The following is an 18,273-nucleotide window of genomic DNA, read 5'->3' on the forward strand; positions in this document are numbered from 1 at the left end:
AATGAGCGCACAACGAATCGTCCAGAAACTGCCTGCAAGTTTTGATCCTGATAAGCATCAGGGTCAACTCATGCATATCATCACCAGGAACTTTGGTAGTGGGTTTGAAATTGATTCTATTGAGCCAATCGAGTCGGAAAAGGGTGGGTGGGAAGTCACCGCAACCCGTTACAACTCCGTATCCAAGGTGGGAGAAGGAGGTGCCGACGGTGAGAAGGAAATCGGCTTGCCGGCTAAGGCTAAGGCTTCTGACGGAGAAATGTATTCAGAGCGGTTCTCCAAGCAATATCCCGGCTACGTCATGGTTGAATTCAACCCGCACCTGAAGACGGCTGTGCTAGCTCAATTAACTGAGACGGAGGTTCAGTGTAGGCGTGCTGTTACCACCATTCTCGGTGTTAAGCCATGGGATATTAAGGTCAAAGATGCCCCTAACGGAGGCTACGAAATAGCATTGCCGAAGAATTATGTTCCTTCGAAGCATCTTGCGAAACTTCAAGAAGTAGCTGAAGAAACCGTAGGGTCATTTGGATGGGTGGTTGAAGCTGACCCCTTGACCCTCCAATGCCGGTTCATTCCGTCAGCGCCCCCAACTTTCCCAGAGATGTTGGCGTTCCCTATCCATAAGCTGGGGCAGGGCGACGTGAATAGGACACCTTTCGCGATGAAACTCCCCGAAACAGGTCAGTCCGAGCCAGAGAAGGCTGTTATCGACTGGAAAGCACAAGCATTCACGCTCCTTGGCGGTCTGCCTGGTGGAGGTAAGCGCCAACCACTTACTGCCCGATTGCCAGTGCCCGTCAGCGAAAAGTTCCCGACCGGTTGGGCAACATTCGGGGATCTAGAACTTGGCGACAAGATACTCGGCTTGGACGGTTCATCAGTCAGTGTCGACGGCCAAACAGATGTAGTGATCAACGACCTCTACGAGTTTGTGCTTGATGATGGGCAGAAGCCCCAGTCTGATCCTGACCACGTGTGGCTCATTCAGCGTTCGAGCATTGCTGACGCATGCGCGAAGCCTCATGGGTCTTTCCTGAAGTCTCATCAATGGAACATCACTGCACAGGTAGCCTGTGCTCAGCACATTGATGCCACCGTGGAAACCATCAGCGACATTACTTCCATTCCAGCAGAGAACGTTCAGCGGTTCATTGATCTTGTGGGGATCTATGGGCGACCTAACGACAAGGGCGCTGTCTTGTACCCGACCGATGAGGTGCTTGCCTGGTTGGCGGATCACGACGGGTGCACGCATGAACCAGCTATGCAACTTTTGACGACCAAGCAGATTGTCAATACCCCTAGCCTGGATGACTACCGCATCCCCATGTCTCGCTACAGTGGCGCAACCATGGAGCTGTCGGATGAACGAATGTTGGAATGGGAAAGCAACGTCTCGCAAACGCGTCTCTTGCTCACCCCAGAGCTTCTTCGTTCAGGCGTTCAGTCAAAGAACCATATTCTGCACGTACTCCTGGGCATGTTCAACCCTGAACCTATTGAGGACGTGGAAGTTTGGAGCCTCAGATCCTTGGACGATGCTGAAGTTGAGAGCCTAATCGAACTGTTGCGATCAATGGGCATGAAAGTCATCCATAGCACCAATGAACTGCGTGTAACTTTGGCTCCCGCAGGCTTCGCTATCCAGAAGATCAACAAGCTCGATCCTGCGCCCGGTCGGTGCGTCCGCATTACCGACCCAACCCACATCTATCTGACCGATGGGTTCATCCCAACACACAATACAGTCACACTGAATGCGATCATCGCTGATCAGCTCTCGAACGGAGCGGAACTGGCAATTGTGGACACTACTGATAAGTCAACAGACTTCATGTGGTGTAAAGACTTCGTGCGTGAAGGTGGCTGGGGTTGTGACTCGCTCGGTGCCAGCGTGGCAACCCTTCAGATGGTCTACAACGAAGGGTCGAGGCGTTCAAAGATTCTGAAGCAACACGGATACTTGAACCACTTCCAAATGCCTGAGGAAACACGGTTCAGCCCTATTCTCATCATTGCTGATGAGGTGGCAGGCCTAGTCGTGACAGAAAAGATTCCTGCCGGAGTACCCAAAGACAACCCGCTAATTCAGGCGAAAGTGCAAACCAACCTCTTGCGTATCCAGATCATGGAACTGCTGGATCGGATCGTTTCCGAAATGCGCTTCGTTGGAATTCGAATGGTGACTTCCTCTCAGGTTACCAACGCCAACACAGGCCTTTCACCGACGTTCAAGGCCAAGAACGGCCACCGGCTCCTACAAGGATCGAAACCATCCAAGACTGCACGGAGTCAGGCATTCAACGATGAAGCATCTGTGCCCGTCGTGCCAAAGCACATAGCTGAGGACGAACGCGTTTTTAAGGGTGTTGGATTGGCTCAGCTAGAAGGTGCAGGTTCCTTCGTCTACAAAACGTTCTACGGCGAACCTGGGCAGTACCGCGATGCCTTACTCAGTCTGGGTGTGCACAGAACTACACGGCCAGCACCATCGGATTACGAAATCGCAATGTACTCCCCCAGCTTGAACGATGACAGGGAGCAAACCATTGCGCGCCGGGAAAAGATGGGAGACCCGGTAGACACTCCCATCAGCTACGGGGAAGACGGCAAGCCTCTACGAGGTGTAGCCCGAGCATCCCATGAATCTAGGGTGCTAGCTGACCAGCACCGCGCCAACAGCCACCGAGCCTAAAACAGAAAGAGCTAACAAATGGTTGCAGTAGCCCCAGAAGAGATAGCAGTGGAGCCAAAGGCCGACTTGATTGACTATGTGGATATTGAGAATCCACACATTGAAACTTGCCTCATTAACCTGATTGCGGAGGCCTCGGAATTGGGCGCCAGTGATGTGCTCATCGAATGGCGTCGCGGAACGGACGAAGAGCTGGTTACTCAGGTGCGTATTGACGGCACCATGCGCCGGTTCTACCGAGTTCCTGGGCGTTTCGCAGTCCAGGTACTCAACAGTTTCAAGACCAGGGCGAACCTGAAGTCCAGTGCCAATCTGCGCCCAGAAAGCTCCACCTTGAAGATGGACGTACCTTCTGGCTTCGTCGATGAAAACGGTGAAGAGAAAATGGTGGAGCGCAAAGCCCGTATCCAGCTCTTCACCACGGCAGACACGGGAAGCACCATTGTTCTTCGCCTGCCACAGCGAGGAAAGCTGAAGACTATCCACGAGCTTGGTTTCACGAAGGAGAACAAGGGGCGTGTGCTTCAACTACTCAATACAGCTAAGAAGATGATGATCTTCGTCGGCCCGATGGGTGTAGGTAAGTCCACCACCGCTTATGCCGGCCTGCACTTCCTACACGATGGAACCCGAACCATCTGGACGCTGGAAGACCCCGTAGAACGCGACATTAAGGGAGTCATCCAGCTCGAAGCCAACGACGACATTGGAACTGGCTACGAGGAAATGCTTCCGGCGTTGGTGCGCGCCGACTACGACACCCTCTTCCTGGGCGAATTGCGAGACAACGTAACCGCACGAGCGGCAGTGCGCCAGTCGCGCGCTGGCCGGCAGGTGGTGACAACGCTTCACGCCACCGATAACGTCTCCGCGCTCATTCGTCTTGTCGAGCTGGCCGACGATACCCCGTACTCGGTACTCGATTCCGTTCAGGGGTTGGTCTCCCAGCGTCTGGTGGCAAAGCTGAATCCAGAATGGGATGGGAAAGACGAATACACGAAATACAAGGGGCGCGTACCTATCCACGAAATTATGGTGATCACACCAGAAATCGTCGATGCTCTGGTCAACCAGGAGTCCTTGGACAGCATTCGTCAGCTAGCAAAGGCTGACCAGCCAGAAACGTTCTGGCACAACGCGGATCAGCTCATTGCTGACAAGATCACTGACTTGGAGGAAATCGAGCGAGTCCTCGGTGAACGCCCAAAGTCTGAGAGTAAGCCAGAATGATTCCCCGGAAAGCTTTTGGCGCGTTAGCTAACGAGCGGGGTGAATTCACACCTGCAAGCATTGTCATCGCTTCAATGGTCGGAGCCTTGTTTCTGATCGGGGCTTTCAGTATCGTTCCTCAAGTCGTACCAACGTTCCAAGATCGTGCCACATTTGATGAAGTCTCGGCAGTAGCACGTGGCCAACAGGGGGCATTGTCGGCCACCTCCCGCTACCAAAGTTCCGAAGACCTAGAGAAGTACCGATGGGTCTCAAGCGTGCCGGAGAACGTGGCTACACGCGCTGGGCAGGGTGGCGCATGTTTCGCTGTCATCGGAAAGTCGCAGGCCGGCAACCTTTGGGTGATGGAGCAAGAAGACGAACAGCCCCGCGAAGCGCCTGGACAATGGGCGAGCGATTGTCTGAGTAAATTGCAGTTCGAAGACCTGGCAAGGAGCGTGGGTGGATCGGTGCAAGCGGTTGGTGCCTTAGACGCGCCCGCTATCCGCACCGCGGGCACAAAGGTCATGTGGTCGGCAGTAGACCGGGCCACAAAGTACGAACTAATTGTGGCCAATGAAAAAGGTCGCGAGGTAAAAACAGTCGAAGGCACAAGCGCGACCGTACCAGGCGCTGACCTTCCGGGAACCAGGATCAGTGTTGTACCGATGAACGGCAATCAACAGGGCGCTACAGCATCGATAACCATCGCGAAATAGCTCTACTAAGAGCGTTTGAGGCCACCTCCAATTTGGGGGTGGCCTCAAACGTGTATTTAGGGTTTTAGCCTTCCGAGGTTCGCCAGTGCACGGATATATGCGTCAAGTTTCGCTCGTTTTCCAACAGCGACAGCTTGAAGTGAGACTGCCCGAATTTCGTTGGGTGTGTACCGATATACCAGCCGATATCGAGGCGGTTGGTCTGGAGAAGGGTCAGGGTCGAAATAGAACTTGTAGCAGTCCGACAGGTCGCCAGTTTCGGGCAAGTTATCCAAGGGTGTCCCGGATGTCTCTCCCTTTTTGATCGAAACCAACCAATCTAATACGAGCTTTCGCATCTCTGGGGGGAGCTCGTGTATATCCTGCTTGAATCCCTCGGTAGCATCAAGGCTTAGCCCGGTTTTGCCCTTAGACATACTGCTCCGGGTCTAGCCCGAACTGTTCCGCAATCTCTGATAGAGGGATGATCTTGTCGTCACATCGGCTGTTGACGATATGAGCGATTTCTAGATCTTCCAGAGCAGGGGCGATCTGCTCAAAGACCTCGAACGGGAGTACAACGGCCTCGGGCTTGCGGTGCGAGCCGAATACGAGGGGTGAGGCCTTGGAGCCTTCTTTTCGGAATGTAGCTAGAAGGGAGCCGAGTTCATCTCGGGCTTCTTTGCTTGTGTGGACATTCTGAACTGGGATGGTGGTCATGAGTTCAGCATAGCAAAGATGCGCATAAATATGTACATCTTTATGTACCTATATTCTTAGTTTGGGAGTCGCAGGGTCGATACTTCACGCCTGCTCAGACAGTACCAGGTATGGATTATTTTCCATCTTGGACGAAGAAGACCCCTCGACGATTCGAGGGGCCTTTCCGGTTATTGGTTCACGGGTGCTTGGCAGTGCCGGCACGGATAACATCATTCGGTGGGGCAAGGAACGTTGTTTCATGTCTCATCTCCCGGATCACATAGGCACCTCGCGTCACGTTGCACTTGACGACCTGGCACTGATGATCCTGGTTCTGCCAAACTCCTCTGCTGTATACGTCCACAAATGTTCCATTGGGGATCGTTCCTTCGGCATAAGTGTCCATCTGGGTGCGTCCTTAGAGTGAGAGGGATGGATCGACGGAGTTCGTGATTAGCATCGGGATGACATGGGCGACAACAAGAAATGTTATAAGCAGGATGAAGATGCCAACCTGTTTCCCGATCTTCTTGCTGACTTTGATTGCTTCTCGCATGGTGATGCCCCTTCGGCTCATAGTGAGGTGGTGACTGGCCAGGTGGCCTGCCTCGGTGACCTCAATGTGTGACTTAGGGAATGAAATATTTGCGAGAAGCACCAGGAATAAATGTGGCCGAGGAACTAGCGGAATGAGCTAGCTTCTCGGCCACGTTCCCATCACACCTACGGCGTGGGAGTTGGGGAAGATGTAGGTTCTTCAGTCACTGGATCGCGGAACTCTTCAGGCAGGTCTTCCTGCTCAAGCTTGGTGTCCTTGGCGAAGTCTCCCCAGCTCTTGGCCGACTTCGGATTCCAATTGGACAGGTTTTCTGAATAGTTCGTGGCTCCGCTGAACATGGCATCGAACCGCTCGGTATTACTTACATCCCAGCTTCGTAACGACTGGTCTAGGCTAGTGGCTCCCTTGAATGCTTGTTGCGCGTTCACTACTTTACGGACGTTCCACCGATTCATCGGCTGGTTGTATCTTGTGGAGCCAGCGAACACCTGGTGTAGGTCAGTGACTTTGCCCGTATCCCAGCCATTCAAGTTCTGATCGAACTTTGTGTTGTCCTTGAAGGCTCCTCGCAGAGAGAAGACGTTCGATGTGTCTACGGTGCCGAAGTCGGGATTCCCGGCTTCCATAAAAGTCAGATTCATAGATTCGACAGTTTTTGGAATGTTGCCAACATGGCTCAGGTTTTCAGCCCCGGCGAAGGCAACGTCAAGGGTCGTGGTTTTTAGCTCTTCGGTGAATTCTTCGACTTCAACGAGCGCTCGATTGATGCGCATCTGCCCATCTCGCACTGCATCGCTTACGCCGGTGTATTGTCCACCACGATGAGCCATACCGTAGGACGGAACCTCACCGATCACAGTGATGCGCTTGCGCCCCTCGGTTGCGTCGTAGCAATGCGTCAGGGTTCCATCGTCGGTGCGTTTGCCGTCGCCCCAGTAAATATCAGCCTTGAGCTTGCTGTCACCGCGAGAACGCAGGGGAAGGGTGATCATGCGTTCACCCTGCTCGCAGGTGCCCCGTGGCGCTTCCTTCAAATCCCAGACTGTTTTCATTACGCCTGTGGTTTTCAAGGCGACGGCCTCACCTGGCTTAGCATCTGTACCCCGATCATCCCCATCAACAAATCCTGTTTCGATGGAGTGCGCATTTTCGGGGGTTAAGCGCGACGCGACCTGATGGACGCGGAAGTTCCCGCCTTCAAAGAGCACGCCAACGATGCGGGTTTCGTCTTTGTCTTCGTTACGGTACACATTCCCGTCGCGCTCAAGCGTTTTCCCCTGGGCAGAAAGGAAAACGAACCGCGCGTCATCCGGGATGTTGGTGGACATGATGGAATCAGTCGTGAGGGAAGCTTTACCCTGGCAAATGGGCATGCCTGTGGTTGGGTGGAAAGAATAGTCAGGGTAAGTCTGGCGGGTCAGGATCAGGCGGTGAGCCTCTTTAGACCAGGTACTGGCTTGGCAATCATCTTCGGTGCCGATGCCCGTGCTTATCGTGGTAAACCGGTCTGATCGTGCCTCGACGCTGGGAATATCAGAAGCCCAGGTCAGCGCGTCGCGAATGCTGTGCTCAACGCTGGCGTATCCGGTAGCTGTTTCTGTGCGTTCTTCAACCTTGTGCTGAACGGCGATCATCCCGACCATTGACGCTGATACAGCCAAAGTGATCACGGTGGAGACCAGAGAACCGATAGCCACGGAGCTGATGGTTTCCCCACGGTCGTTGCCGAGCGCAGTGTGAACGCGCTGTTTCAAATTGCCCATCATGGTCAGAACCCGATCTTCCAAGTTGCTTCATCGTCGCCGGCATTACCCCATATGGGGTTCCCGGCAGTGTCGTAGCCGAGCAGGAGCATTCCACCGCTCTTCGAATAGTGTTCAGTGCGCGAGACAGAACCATTGGAAGTCGTGTCTTTAGTGACTGATTCGGTGTGTTCCTTGCCGTGCCAACGGTCAGAGTTCTCTAGTTGGGAATGTAGCTCACGGGATATGTCGGAGTTGGTGTTGATGCGTTCGAAAACTCCGGTCATCACAGTGTTGGAGGTCGTGATGCTTGTACCTAAAGCAATGAGTACAACAGACCCCAAGATGGAGGCTATGGCTACGCCTGCGACGTTTCCGTCTTCGCTCCGAAGTTTCGAAAGTAGCGACTTCCTGATGTTTCCCATGAACTATTCGGCCTTATCTAAGGTGTAAAAGAACGGTTTGACTGCTACTTTTCTCTTATCTTTGTTGCGCACTTCAATCGTGATGGTGTGCCAGTTGCTGACTTTTTCAGGAAGCTCAATCACACCAGTGACGTATTTCAATTCCCCGTCTTTGTTCCTGTCTTGATCATCGCCGGGTAAGGCAATGTCCTGGCGCATAAGTGGCAGTCCGATATCGGTGTCTTCGCCAGGGTGGACGGTCAGCGTTGCATCCACTGGAACTTCCGTGAATAGGTATCGAATAGATTCTGTATCAGCAGGTACTTTGAGGTCATATTCGGTACCTGAATCATCCGTGATACGAATGTCGCGCTTCATATCGTCAGCTACGGAACCTTGCCCGGAAATCAGGTGCTGGGAAGCATAACGGCATCCGCTGAGTTCGGGAGCGTTGCATTCTGGGTTGGAAGCATAGATGACGGTTTGCCCGTTGGAATCTTCAGTCCAGACTTTCACGCTTTCATCGTCATACGTGCGGATTTCTGGTGAGCTGGTCAGTTCGTCACCTTTGAGGGCAACGATCTGGCTGACCGCATTTCTGTTTGTACGGTCGCGGTCAAGCTTCTCTGCATTCGCACTGGAATGCGTGAGAAACACAGCGAAGATCACGACAGTTGAAACGGTGAAGATCGCTAGCGTTGCCGAGGATACTACTGAGTCGATCATGATCGACCCGGTTTTATCACGGAGCGCTTCACGCAGTCGTGAAGTCAAGGACATGATGAGACCTTCCAGAAGGTGCAGATTAGAGGGAAGAGCAGGTCGGTGGGAGTCAGGCAGGATCACTTTGACTCCCACCAAGCATTAGTTGACCTCGATAGGGGTCTGGCGCTCGTTGGTTGCCTGAAACTGCTTGCCGGTCTTGGAAGTTACGTTAATGACGTAGGAAGCGGTGGTTCCGGTGCCGGAGGTGGTGATGCTCAGCGCATCTTCGCCTTCCTCATTGGAAGCGGACGGCAGGTAGCCAGTGCTAGCCAGCTCTTCGCGTGAGCAGAACGCCAGTGCACCGGTCGTGGACTTTTCGGATGCGCACAGAGCCTGTGCGGTGACAGCTTCAGCAACAGCGTTTCGGGCCGCACGATCCTGGGTTGCTGGAACGACACCGAAGACCGCAGCAAGTGCGCCAAGGGTCAGCACAGCCATCAAAGTAACGGCAATGGCGGTGTCCTGGGTAGAGAACTGCATGTTGTATTCCTTTTCTCATTAGTGGCCATAGATGCGTGAGGTCTCAGCCGGCCATGTAACTGAGCCTCAAAACTAGGGAGCTACGACGTGGGCAGGGTAGCCATAGTCGTGATCAGGGAATAGATTCCGAGCGTTATAGGAAGGGCAATATTCATAGAAGGAGCGAACGGCACTTTCCCTCCGGTGGAGGATCGTTTGCGTGTTGAGTGGAAGGTTGCGAAGACCAGCGACAGCACCACCCACAGAAGAGGTACCCAATACGCAAAGAGTCCGAGAGGGAGCATGACCAAGGGAATGGCCTTGAGGTCTCCCCCGCCAAAGGAATCAGGCTTTGCCACTGTGAATATCAACATGGCAACAAACCAGCCAGCCGAGACTGCAATAGCTAATCCGAGCTTGCCCCATTCGCTGGATACCAGAGTCTGAGCAAGCACGAGCGGTACCAGTACGACGGTGAAGGCTAGGAGAACCTGGTTGGGAATTCGTCGGGTAACGCTATCGACGACATTCAGCAGACCCAGCAATGCACCTAACAAGGCAACCACTGCGTAAGCGAATGTAGAAGTCAACGAAGCGTCGGAATTGGGCAAGCCTAGGTAGATGATGACCGGCGAAACTAGTGAGGAAACCGCGGTGGATAGAACCAAAGCAAAGAGCACGGCAGGCTCTTTACTGATACCAAAAACTTGAGGTTCAGTAGTCATTACAAACCGCTGTCCACGTCTAGTAGCGCTGGATAAATCTGGAACATCGGGAATACCACCATCACGATTGTTATTCCAAGCAACAATTGAGTGATGAAATTTACCGAGGGGCGCAATGTTTCGGAGAAAGTTTCAAGCATCAGCCTGGATTCGTTCTGGTAGGAGGGCGCAAATTCTTCGAATAATTCCACAGCCTGGTACGAAGTCGATGAAGCAAGAACGAGCTGACGGGCACCTGGCGGAAAGAACTTCGAGTCTACGAAGTGTTTGAACGAAGCGCCCTCGTTCACCATGGCTTTGGTGTGCTTCATGCAAACACTTCGGATCGCGTCGTTACCGCATCCCGATGCAGAGTTCTTGAGCGCTTCGGTTTCGGACATGCCTGCTTTGAGGTTGAGCGCGAGCCCGTTGAACAAACGGCCTGTTGAGGAATACATCAGCACTTCTCCGATGTATGGAACTCGGATGAGAACCTTGTCCATGATGGTGCGGAATCGTTCGGAGCGCCGACCAAAGGCCGTCCACCAGAGCATGAATACGAGAGTGACGATGAAGACTGTGGCGACCGTCCACTTCACAACCTCAGCCACCGCTAGGAGCACGTAGGTTGTTGCCGGCGTTTCAGCCTGAAAATTACCAAATACCTCGATCATTTTCGGAACAATAAAGTTCACTGCGACGAACATAAAAGCGAGAGTGACCGCGACATTGAAGATGGATGGAATGAGCGCCCCCCAAACACGCTTTTTCACGCTCTTAGAATCGGCAACCATCTCGCTTGCGGATTTGATGTTGGCGTAGAGCTGGGAGGTGTTCTGCGAAGACGCGATGAGCTGACGTGAAATCAGGGGAATCATGTCGATGCTGGCTAGCGCCTCACTAAGTGTAGTTCCGTTAGCCACCATGTCGTTGGAGGCTTTGATGAACTTGTGCCCAATGTCGTACTTTCGGTACTGCTCGCCAATGGTCAACAGGGCCGTCTGCTCGCTGGTGGACAGCGAAAGTTGCAGGCTCAGGGAACGTAGGCTTCTCGCGATGGTGTTGGTATCAGCCCGTCTGCCAGGAGTGAAAGTGATGAACGGCTTACGTTTCGTAGCTGGTTTCTCAGCAACTTCGGTCATGAATAGATCCTTCGGGAAGTAAAGTAAGTCCGTTTAGCGACGGAAGCGTCCGGCTTTAGGCTTGGACAGTTCATCGGCCTGTTGCAGTTGGCCGAGAATTTCATCGAGTGCACCACTATCACGGGCAAAGGACTTCGCGACAGGTAAGGAAACCAGCCCTTCGCGGACAGCGCGCGCCAGGGATTGCTCCATGCTGTTCGAATCTTTCTCAGCATTGGAAACGATGATTTGCTGGATTCCACTTAATCGGTCATTACGAATGGCATCAGCAGTATTCGGAGTGTTCGTCAGAATCTCACGAACCGCAAACAACGTGTCATCAGTACGAGGAATCAGCTTCTGTACCACGGCAGTTAACAGAACATCGGCAAAGCGTCGTCGGGTCTGTTCCTGCTCTTCAGGAGGGAACCACGCGACGAAAGACTCAATAGCTTCGCGGACTGAACCAGCGTGCGAGGTAGTCAGTACAAGGTGTCCAGTGGAGGCCGCTCGGAGTACCGCACGGGCATCTTCAGGTTTCAGAATCTCGGCCACGAGAATGACGTGTGGTTTGGAACGTAGCGCATCAGCAACACCAGCGCCGTAGCTTGGCGTGTGGGTGCCAATCTCTCTCTGGACGATAGATGACGCGCCGGCCTCGTTGTGAAGGTATTCGATAGGGTCTTCAAGCGTGTAGATATGTCGGTTGGTCTCACGGTTGATCTTGCCCAGAAGAGAGTGGTTCAGCGTAGATTTACCTGATCCAGATGGGCCACACACAAAGATTAGGCCGGAGCGACGCTTGGCCTGAACCTGAATTACCTCGGGAACGTCCAGCATTTCAGGAGTAGGTACTTCACGCGGGATTACACGGAAGGATGCGGAGAAGCCCTGCATAGAGTCACGGAAGGTGGCTCGAACGCGCGCGAAGTCGGTATCAATAGCGACGGATGCATGCCCGTGAGTTTTCAATAGATGCGCGACCCGTGCCACGTCCGAGGCCTTACGCCCGTATTCAGCCCACGCCTTGATTTCCTCTTCAACGAAGAGGGAGTACGCGCTCTCGTTATCAATGCGGAGAACATCTTGAATGTCATGGCGCACCGGCTTATCGGGGTGAATGTGCGCGTTGGAGACCTTGTGGATGTAGAGGTGGTCAATGAACCCATACAGGCGCTGAATATCTTCCGGGAGCTTGGCCCGACTCGCTAGGATCGCCTGGTATTCAGGCAGAGCAAGAATCTCTTCAGGCTTGAGCTTCTGATGCTCTTCGGATAGCGCCGAATAATCCATGATGAATCCTTTGAATGGTAGCCAATCGTCCTCTGAAACCCATCATGCCGGTCTGTGCGAGGTGACCCTGGCACAGAAGATTTCAGGTAAAGAAAAACGCTGGAACACTGGCGTTGTTTCGCAGGTGTTCCAGCGTGATTTCAGTTCTGAAGGAAGGTGCCAATCTTCGGGTTAGCTGTTTGCATCCCAGACCCCAAGCAAGCGAGGGTCAGCCCAAGCCTCATCGTTCTGGAAAGTGTCAGGCTGGTCGGAGTAGTTGTTCAACGCATCCTGGTTGATCATCAAGCGAATCAGACCTGCCTTCTCAAGGGATTCCAGCAAAGTGGTCTCGTTCTCAGGATTCAGCAGGACGATGTTGCCACCTTCGGGAAGAACCGTTGCCGAATATGGCTCATGCAGAGTTGCAACTAAGAACAGAGGGAAAGGCTCGTCGCGAGTCCATTCCTTGAGCACCGTAGGAAGCCCACGTTCCCCGAAGATCGCATTCAACTGGCTCTCGGTGTAGTTGTCCTGGTCGAACCCCTCGGCGCTGGCTACCGCCCCAGACTGAAGCTGTGCGCAGGTGACCTCTGCAAACGACTGCAACTGCTCCTGAGCATCGGCATCGTTCAGTGCGTCATATCCGGGCATGAAGAACGTGAACAGGTCGGTTCGCGTATCAGCGAAAACAGTCTTTTCGACACCATCTGCGCGGGTGATCATGGCAAATGGGAATTCTGCTCCGTCGTTGTGAACCAGGATTTCGTTCTTTTCAGTAACTTTCAACATGAGTGTTTTCCTTAGCTGTTAAGTTTAGTGGTGAGCGACTGAAGAACTGCTTCAGAGGCCTTTAAATAGTTCTTGGCCGAGTTCCCGGAGCCGATATGGATGTATTGGTCTTGGCTGGTGGCCTGATCGCAAGGCTGGTCTTGTTGGTGAACGATCAGCGCACCTTTGGAACGGAACCAGGGCAGGTAGGTCGTGAGCCTCAACTTGTCGCTGACGACGAATCCCTCATCAGGCATCGGGCACACAAGATTCTTTACGGCCTTCGGCAATCCTTCTGGAACTGGCTGTGTCGGATCAAGGAACGCCTGGGCAACTTCGATGGGCCATTCCTCTCCGTGGATCGTCTGCGAATGAACCCACGCACGGTCTACCGCCTGACGGTAGTCGGCACTGTGTAGCTTGGCAGTCGTTGCATTCCAACCACACTTGGCCAATTCTGATGCCACAGTGACTTGCTCGGCTGGGTGAGCTAAAGCGTAGGCTTCAGCGAACCCCTCCAACCGGAGATGACGTTTGCCGGCCCGGATTCCAATTGCTTCTCCGAGTAGGTTAGCGTGATCCTGAGTGCAATGGCATAGACAGATGATGCTATTCATTGAAACAGCCATTCATCCCTCCTCATCCTTGAACCTCATCCCTGCTGGAAGAGATCGCTTGTACCTACACTGTGTGCCACTGGGGAGAAAATCCTTCGCCCCGCAACCGGCCAATTAGACCCAGCTCAACTCAACTGCTTCCTCGCCCTCAGTTGTGCGGACAATCCGCGTCTTCGGGAGAGTCTTACCAACCGGCAGGTCAGTCACGGAAGAAACTTTGAGCCACATCTGCTGATCTAGCTTTTCACCGCTGACCTTTCCGCTCAGAGAACGCATATTGGCGACAAGGTTCGAGTCGCGGATACGCAGGCCGGTGCCTTGAACACCTTCATCTTTCGAGTTCGGAGAGTTCAACCGACCAAGAACCTCAACACTGCTAAAATTCTTGGTCAGATGAAGCATCTTTGACAGCGGTGGCGCTCCATGATGCGAGGCATGCAGGACATGGCTCGGCAAGGAACGGTAGAGGTTCCCTGCCGTCTGCCGGCCAACCCCGCGGAAACCGTAGTGGTTATTCTTCGAGTCCACTTCATAGATGTGGCCATTCTCCAACGCCTGGACAGCAGGACGCGTCCAACCTGAATCCTTCGTTACATGGTTGACAGTCTGGGAATCCCAGACAGTCAAAGGCGAAGCTGAACGTGGCGAAGCTGATCCGTCCTTGCCTCTATAGAGCGTCGAACCCTGACGCTCGGCCACAAGGGAAGCACGTTGGCGGGCGCTTCGCGTTGCCGAAGCACCAGTTCCCTTCAAGGTTTTGTGGAACCCTGGGCAACGGTGCGGTTCCTTGGCCGAGGTGAAGCGTTGGCACTTTTCGCACTGCTGAACGGGGGTACTGCCAGTGCGCTTTCTGATCAGCTCGTTGTAGACCTTTCCCGGAGAAGAAGACTCCAACAACTGTCGATAAGTTGCTGGGTCAATGTTGTACCCATAGTGTCGGCCATTCATCTCCATGACGAGTAAACCACTGGCACGGTTATAGGCCACCCCGGAAACAAATGAAGACCCATTAGGCAACGGATGAAGAATCTTGCCTTCAGATGCGTGCATCTGCCGACGACGCTCAGCCCAATCAACATTCTGTAGGGCATTGCCAATACGGCGCGCTTCCAGCGAAGCCTGAACGGACTCGGAAATGTGTGCCGATAGGGCTTCGTCTTCCACTCCCATGGCAGATACGTGCCATCGTCCAGGCGCAGACTGGGTAACGTGCACGTCGCACTCTACTTCGTTGCCCTGGTCGTCCTTGTAGCGCACAGGCACCGCCATGGTCACGTCATTGTTCAAGGCGCTAGCACGGCGGATTGACGTAACGGAAGGCATCCTGATGGAAGTACCGCCACCCTCGTAGGTGCGCCTATGGGTCATGCGAGTACCACCGTCGCCACGGCCTGGGGTCATGTTCGGGGTGGCGTTGTTGGGCATACGCATAACCGAACGATTGCGCTCACCATATTCGCCTAGAGTTTCGTGCTTATCCCACCAATCTCGGGCTTCACTCTCTTGAATCTTGTCGACGGAGATTGCTGGAACGTAGCCCTTGGAAGCAAGAAGATCCGCTCGTTCCTGACCAAAATCGGGATTGATAGTCAGGGTCTCGGGCTGAACGGTCGGCTCGGGATCGGCAATGGTCTGGGTACGGGTATCGTCCGTTGCGGTCGGAGCCGACTGAATCAGTGACACACTCGCCTCTGCTTGGCGACCGAATGTGTACTGTCCGCCTTCTCGCACACCACGTTGAACTCGGCTTTGATTACTCATGTTTATAGATGTGTGCGAAAAAATGCAGGTGTGGCGACTCTTGGCGAAAAAACTTTAGAGAATTCTCGAAACGATCTGGCACCCTGGGCGTATCCGCAACGAAAACGTTCCCAAATGCCACACATTATGAGTGCACGGCGGTCAACACAGAACCGCCCACCGAGAACGGAAACATTCATGGCACTGACCCTACGCTTCTCGAAAGATCTTGTAGACGGGCTGAAAGAAGTTCTTTGCATGGCCGAACGAGGAAGAAGCGACTTTGGTTACCAGGCTCAGTTCGGAGACTACAGCGACCAAGACAAACAGATCGCAGACGAAAAGTGGAAGAAAGCCAAAGATGCAATAACGTCAATTCGAACTCAGCTCGACACGCTGACTGAAGATCCAATTTTTGATGCCGTCGAAGAGTTCACCGAAGTCACCCGTTACTGGGTCGAAGACGACATATGGCAAAAGACCTCCTGCAAAGAGGCTGAGTCCTCGGCGGACCTATTCAGAATCATGGGAAAAACAGAGGACGCTTCATGGGTTATCCGCACCCATGCACAATCAGATACCGATGAAGAAGACGCACACCACCACATATACATGGAACTGCAAGCTGAGAAGCTAGTGAAAGCCCAAGACGGTTAGCCTCATCTGAACACAACAACGGTGGGCATCAAAATTGATACCCACCGTTGTTTTTGCGTCTAGCGAGAGACGATGTACCGCTTAGCCCAGGATTCCAAGTCGGGCCAGTCGTAGTAAGCCACCCAGCTGTCAGGAGTCTTTTCCCGCACGTCGTATGAAGTCGGGAAGGTTTCATCATGCCCTCGCGCGGTTTCAAATGCTTCGCGGGTTATGCCCAACAAGGACAGCCTAGAGACGGCTTCAGTGTGGTCAATCCTATTAAGATCAATGTTCATTCGTGCCTCCGTTTCGGTGGTTATATTTCCTCCACACTTGGAAGCCTACGAGTGAAAAATTGGAATGTCCTTGGGTCAGGGTTATTTCTCGCTGTTGGCGCTCAACCGCACAGCAATTCCATAGAAACGGGCTTGTCCTAGAACCATGGGGAAACTAAAGGCGCGACCCGCTACGCCGAAAACTTCTCTCCGCCAGACACACATGGTCAGTGAGCGCCGGTCACCCGGACAGGCGCACCGCTCGACAGAGCACCAGCCTTTGAAAGGTGAGCACCATGGCACAAACCACAACCCTCCCAGCAGGTATCACCGGCTTTGAACCGGTGCCTTTCGGTGAGAGACGCTGGAATGGCGCGATTTGGGCCGACGAACAAGTCGATACGTACAACCGAGAGCTGAAGAGGATTCAGCAACGCCACGAAGCTGGATTGGGCGTGCAGAACTTGGTGAACGGTCTCTACAACCTGGCTTACGGTTTCGACCACTGCTAGTCGCCCACATTGCCAGCTAGGCCTCCCACCCAACCAAGGGTACGGGAGGCCAGTCCTTTTAAACCAAGAGACCGCCACCAGTCAAAGTGGCGGTCTCAGAAACTCTCAACTAGCGATTCCGATACAGCTCGATGATGCGCTTAGGCAATCGGCCCTGAGGGCTGAGGTCATGTCCGTTGGCCTCAGCCCATTCCCTGATTGCTTTACTCTCCATTGCCCGTGTCGGCAGATTCTTAGCGCTTGAGGGCTTTCTGCGGGCAACGGTCAGGAACTTGCCCAACGTTTGTTCCATGACGCTTTTCTCTTCGTAGGTCACGTCAATTTCGAAAGTCTCGTCTCCAACTGAGAATTGGAGGACTTCTGCGTCTCGCTTTCCGCTAAGGTCGGAAACTCGGATCATTGCCATATGGGAAAACCGTGAGTCTTTCTGTTGTTGGCCGGAGGAACTAAGAATTGAAGTTTGTGACGAATTCTACGAAGCGACCGATGAATTCCCAAATGAAACCGAGGAACCCGAGGAAAGCTAGAAGAGTCTGTTGCGGGAACATCAGAAAGAGGCCGGGAATAACAGCGAAGAACAAACTGATGCCTGCTTTCTTCCAGCCTTTCTTCAAGCTGAAAAGTGCGCCACAGGCAGCCAGGATGACCCACGCGAGGCCGACAACGAACACTGCGTCTTCGGTCTGCGGATCAGAGGCGATGACGCTATTCCACATTTCGTTGAAGGTTCTCTCGACCTTCTGTCCGGTCTCGCCTCCGTTGACAGAAGTAGAAATTAGTGCGCTCGCGCCATTCATGGTCACAGGCTCCCCTTTTAGAAGTTGATTGTTTCTCAATTCCCATCATGCCGGTCTGTGGGAGTTGACTCGTGCACAACATTCTTGCCTGGCTTTAAACGGCAAATCACTACCGTGAGAGCGCCCCAAACCAGTGTCAGGAACGGCCCGTCTCAGCGCACATATTTAGCCCAGCGCCTGCGTAAGCTTCAGGCGAGTCTGGTCATCTACAGCGCCGAACTGTTGCTCCACGAAATCTATGATCCTTCGAACCTTGGCATCATGAAGCATTGTCATCCCCTCCCCCATATCTACCGGCAACTCAGCGTGCTCGCGGGTGAGCACTTGAGGTTCCACATCTAGGAAGCGAGCCAGGGTGGAAAGGAAAGAATAGGAGGTGACCAGGTACTTAGAGTTTCGAACCTTCCACCAAGTCGATTTGCTGAGCTTCTGATCTTGCTCACTGAAGAACGTGGTGGCATCTGCAAACATGCGCTGATCGGAGCCGTCGTGCTCAAGCTCGTAGGCTAGCGCCAGCAATGCTTGTACGCGATCCCCTTGGGTTCGCGCGGAAATGTCTACCGCAGTTGAATAGATTCGCGGTTGTCTAGGCATT

20 protein-coding genes are annotated in these 18,273 nt (G+C 53.4%); 6 read left to right on the forward strand and 14 right to left on the reverse strand.

Translation table 11 applies throughout. The features are described 5' to 3' along the window. Position 1: 1 nt before the first annotated feature. From ACT3UA_RS11335 to ACT3UA_RS11345, 3 genes are read left to right on the forward strand one after another with little or no spacing between them, the layout of a single operon-like run. Complete coding sequence (locus ACT3UA_RS11335) at positions 2-2,698, forward strand: hypothetical protein (protein WP_444616496.1); 2,697 nt, start codon at positions 2-4, stop codon at positions 2,696-2,698. An 18-nt stretch (positions 2,699-2,716) separates the two neighbouring features. Then, complete coding sequence (locus ACT3UA_RS11340; protein ID WP_444616498.1) at positions 2,717-3,928, forward strand: GspE/PulE family protein; 1,212 nt, start codon at positions 2,717-2,719, stop codon at positions 3,926-3,928. Then, positions 3,925-4,626 (forward strand): hypothetical protein, encoded by a 702-nt coding sequence (locus tag ACT3UA_RS11345; RefSeq protein WP_444616500.1) that lies wholly within the window; start codon positions 3,925-3,927, stop codon positions 4,624-4,626. Before ACT3UA_RS11340 ends, ACT3UA_RS11345 begins: the two co-directional genes overlap by 4 nt. 408 nt (positions 4,627-5,034) lie before the next feature. Here the strand turns inward: ACT3UA_RS11345 and ACT3UA_RS11350 are convergent, their stop codons facing one another. Beyond that, positions 5,035-5,325, reverse strand: coding sequence for a hypothetical protein (locus ACT3UA_RS11350; protein WP_444616502.1), 291 nt, complete (start codon positions 5,323-5,325; stop codon positions 5,035-5,037). Positions 5,326-5,776: 451 nt separating this feature from the next. Between ACT3UA_RS11350 and ACT3UA_RS11355 the strand changes: the two genes are divergently transcribed. Continuing rightward, on the forward strand, positions 5,777-5,935 hold the full coding sequence (locus ACT3UA_RS11355) for a hypothetical protein (RefSeq protein ID WP_444616503.1): 159 nt from the start codon (positions 5,777-5,779) through the stop codon (positions 5,933-5,935). Between the two features lie 95 nt (positions 5,936-6,030). On the opposite strand, the gene ACT3UA_RS11360 is transcribed toward ACT3UA_RS11355, so the two are convergent. The 9 genes from ACT3UA_RS11360 to ACT3UA_RS11400 form a co-directional block, all read right to left on the reverse strand. Next, positions 6,031-7,632 (reverse strand): BspA family leucine-rich repeat surface protein, encoded by a 1,602-nt coding sequence (locus ACT3UA_RS11360; RefSeq protein ID WP_444616505.1) that lies wholly within the window; start codon positions 7,630-7,632, stop codon positions 6,031-6,033. Positions 7,633-8,036: 404 nt separating this feature from the next. Next, positions 8,037-8,792, reverse strand: coding sequence for a hypothetical protein (locus tag ACT3UA_RS11365; RefSeq protein WP_444616507.1), 756 nt, complete (start codon positions 8,790-8,792; stop codon positions 8,037-8,039). Between the two features lie 84 nt (positions 8,793-8,876). Beyond that, positions 8,877-9,257, reverse strand: a complete 381-nt coding sequence (locus ACT3UA_RS11370) for a hypothetical protein (protein WP_444616509.1) — start codon at positions 9,255-9,257, stop codon at positions 8,877-8,879. Between the two features lie 80 nt (positions 9,258-9,337). After that, positions 9,338-9,961, reverse strand: coding sequence for a prepilin peptidase (locus tag ACT3UA_RS11375; protein WP_443452465.1), 624 nt, complete (start codon positions 9,959-9,961; stop codon positions 9,338-9,340). Continuing rightward, on the reverse strand, positions 9,961-11,082 hold the full coding sequence (locus ACT3UA_RS11380) for a type II secretion system F family protein (RefSeq protein WP_443452464.1): 1,122 nt from the start codon (positions 11,080-11,082) through the stop codon (positions 9,961-9,963). Before ACT3UA_RS11380 ends, ACT3UA_RS11375 begins: the two co-directional genes overlap by 1 nt. Positions 11,083-11,115: 33 nt before the next feature. Continuing rightward, on the reverse strand, positions 11,116-12,354 hold the full coding sequence (locus ACT3UA_RS11385) for a type IV pilus twitching motility protein PilT (protein ID WP_444616512.1): 1,239 nt from the start codon (positions 12,352-12,354) through the stop codon (positions 11,116-11,118). 171 nt (positions 12,355-12,525) lie between these two features. Next, positions 12,526-13,122, reverse strand: a complete 597-nt coding sequence (locus ACT3UA_RS11390) for a hypothetical protein (protein ID WP_444616514.1) — start codon at positions 13,120-13,122, stop codon at positions 12,526-12,528. Positions 13,123-13,133: 11 nt separating this feature from the next. Further along, positions 13,134-13,568 (reverse strand): hypothetical protein, encoded by a 435-nt coding sequence (locus ACT3UA_RS11395; RefSeq protein ID WP_444616516.1) that lies wholly within the window; start codon positions 13,566-13,568, stop codon positions 13,134-13,136. 264 nt (positions 13,569-13,832) lie between these two features. Next, entirely contained in the window at positions 13,833-15,479 is a 1,647-nt protein-coding gene (locus ACT3UA_RS11400) for a hypothetical protein (RefSeq protein ID WP_444616518.1), read from the reverse strand. A 177-nt stretch (positions 15,480-15,656) separates the two neighbouring features. Between ACT3UA_RS11400 and ACT3UA_RS11405 the strand changes: the two genes are divergently transcribed. Next, positions 15,657-16,115, forward strand: a complete 459-nt coding sequence (locus ACT3UA_RS11405) for a hypothetical protein (protein ID WP_444616520.1) — start codon at positions 15,657-15,659, stop codon at positions 16,113-16,115. 59 nt (positions 16,116-16,174) lie between these two features. On the opposite strand, the gene ACT3UA_RS11410 is transcribed toward ACT3UA_RS11405, so the two are convergent. Beyond that, entirely contained in the window at positions 16,175-16,390 is a 216-nt protein-coding gene (locus ACT3UA_RS11410; protein WP_444616522.1) for a hypothetical protein, read from the reverse strand. A 275-nt stretch (positions 16,391-16,665) separates the two neighbouring features. On the opposite strand from ACT3UA_RS11410, the gene ACT3UA_RS11415 reads away from it, so the two are divergent. Next, complete coding sequence (locus ACT3UA_RS11415) at positions 16,666-16,881, forward strand: hypothetical protein (protein ID WP_444616523.1); 216 nt, start codon at positions 16,666-16,668, stop codon at positions 16,879-16,881. A 109-nt stretch (positions 16,882-16,990) separates the two neighbouring features. Here the strand turns inward: ACT3UA_RS11415 and ACT3UA_RS11420 are convergent, their stop codons facing one another. The 3 genes from ACT3UA_RS11420 to ACT3UA_RS11430 form a co-directional block, all read right to left on the reverse strand. Continuing rightward, entirely contained in the window at positions 16,991-17,287 is a 297-nt protein-coding gene (locus tag ACT3UA_RS11420; protein ID WP_444616525.1) for an Lsr2 dimerization domain-containing protein, read from the reverse strand. Between the two features lie 40 nt (positions 17,288-17,327). Beyond that, positions 17,328-17,684: a hypothetical protein gene (locus ACT3UA_RS11425; protein WP_444616527.1), complete on the reverse strand. Its 357-nt coding sequence runs from the start codon at positions 17,682-17,684 to the stop codon at positions 17,328-17,330. A gap of 159 nt (positions 17,685-17,843) precedes the next feature. Continuing rightward, positions 17,844-18,272 carry a hypothetical protein gene (locus ACT3UA_RS11430; protein ID WP_444616529.1) on the reverse strand — a complete coding sequence of 143 codons (429 nt, stop codon included), beginning with the start codon at positions 18,270-18,272 and terminating at the stop codon, positions 17,844-17,846. Position 18,273 lies beyond the last annotated feature (1 nt).

Source organism: Glutamicibacter sp. 363 (genome assembly GCF_052379505.1).
Lineage (GTDB): Bacteria > Actinomycetota > Actinomycetes > Actinomycetales > Micrococcaceae > Glutamicibacter.

Coding starts and splice junctions, on each gene's coding strand:
- ACT3UA_RS11430 (WP_444616529.1), bottom strand. CDS start 18,272: ATGCCTAGACAACCGCGAATCTATTCAACTGCGGTAGACATTTCCGCG.
- ACT3UA_RS11405 (WP_444616520.1), top strand. CDS start 15,657: ATGGCACTGACCCTACGCTTCTCGAAAGATCTTGTAGACGGGCTGAAA.
- ACT3UA_RS11340 (WP_444616498.1), top strand. CDS start 2,717: ATGGTTGCAGTAGCCCCAGAAGAGATAGCAGTGGAGCCAAAGGCCGAC.
- ACT3UA_RS11370 (WP_444616509.1), bottom strand. CDS start 9,257: ATGCAGTTCTCTACCCAGGACACCGCCATTGCCGTTACTTTGATGGCT.
- ACT3UA_RS11345 (WP_444616500.1), top strand. CDS start 3,925: ATGATTCCCCGGAAAGCTTTTGGCGCGTTAGCTAACGAGCGGGGTGAA.
- ACT3UA_RS11400 (WP_444616518.1), bottom strand. CDS start 15,479: ATGAGTAATCAAAGCCGAGTTCAACGTGGTGTGCGAGAAGGCGGACAG.
- ACT3UA_RS11355 (WP_444616503.1), top strand. CDS start 5,777: ATGGGCGACAACAAGAAATGTTATAAGCAGGATGAAGATGCCAACCTG.
- ACT3UA_RS11375 (WP_443452465.1), bottom strand. CDS start 9,961: ATGACTACTGAACCTCAAGTTTTTGGTATCAGTAAAGAGCCTGCCGTG.
- ACT3UA_RS11365 (WP_444616507.1), bottom strand. CDS start 8,792: ATGTCCTTGACTTCACGACTGCGTGAAGCGCTCCGTGATAAAACCGGG.
- ACT3UA_RS11390 (WP_444616514.1), bottom strand. CDS start 13,122: ATGTTGAAAGTTACTGAAAAGAACGAAATCCTGGTTCACAACGACGGA.
- ACT3UA_RS11385 (WP_444616512.1), bottom strand. CDS start 12,354: ATGGATTATTCGGCGCTATCCGAAGAGCATCAGAAGCTCAAGCCTGAA.
- ACT3UA_RS11420 (WP_444616525.1), bottom strand. CDS start 17,287: ATGGCAATGATCCGAGTTTCCGACCTTAGCGGAAAGCGAGACGCAGAA.
- ACT3UA_RS11380 (WP_443452464.1), bottom strand. CDS start 11,082: ATGACCGAAGTTGCTGAGAAACCAGCTACGAAACGTAAGCCGTTCATC.
- ACT3UA_RS11350 (WP_444616502.1), bottom strand. CDS start 5,325: ATGACCACCATCCCAGTTCAGAATGTCCACACAAGCAAAGAAGCCCGA.
- ACT3UA_RS11360 (WP_444616505.1), bottom strand. CDS start 7,632: ATGATGGGCAATTTGAAACAGCGCGTTCACACTGCGCTCGGCAACGAC.
- ACT3UA_RS11415 (WP_444616523.1), top strand. CDS start 16,666: ATGGCACAAACCACAACCCTCCCAGCAGGTATCACCGGCTTTGAACCG.
- ACT3UA_RS11410 (WP_444616522.1), bottom strand. CDS start 16,390: ATGAACATTGATCTTAATAGGATTGACCACACTGAAGCCGTCTCTAGG.
- ACT3UA_RS11335 (WP_444616496.1), top strand. CDS start 2: ATGAGCGCACAACGAATCGTCCAGAAACTGCCTGCAAGTTTTGATCCT.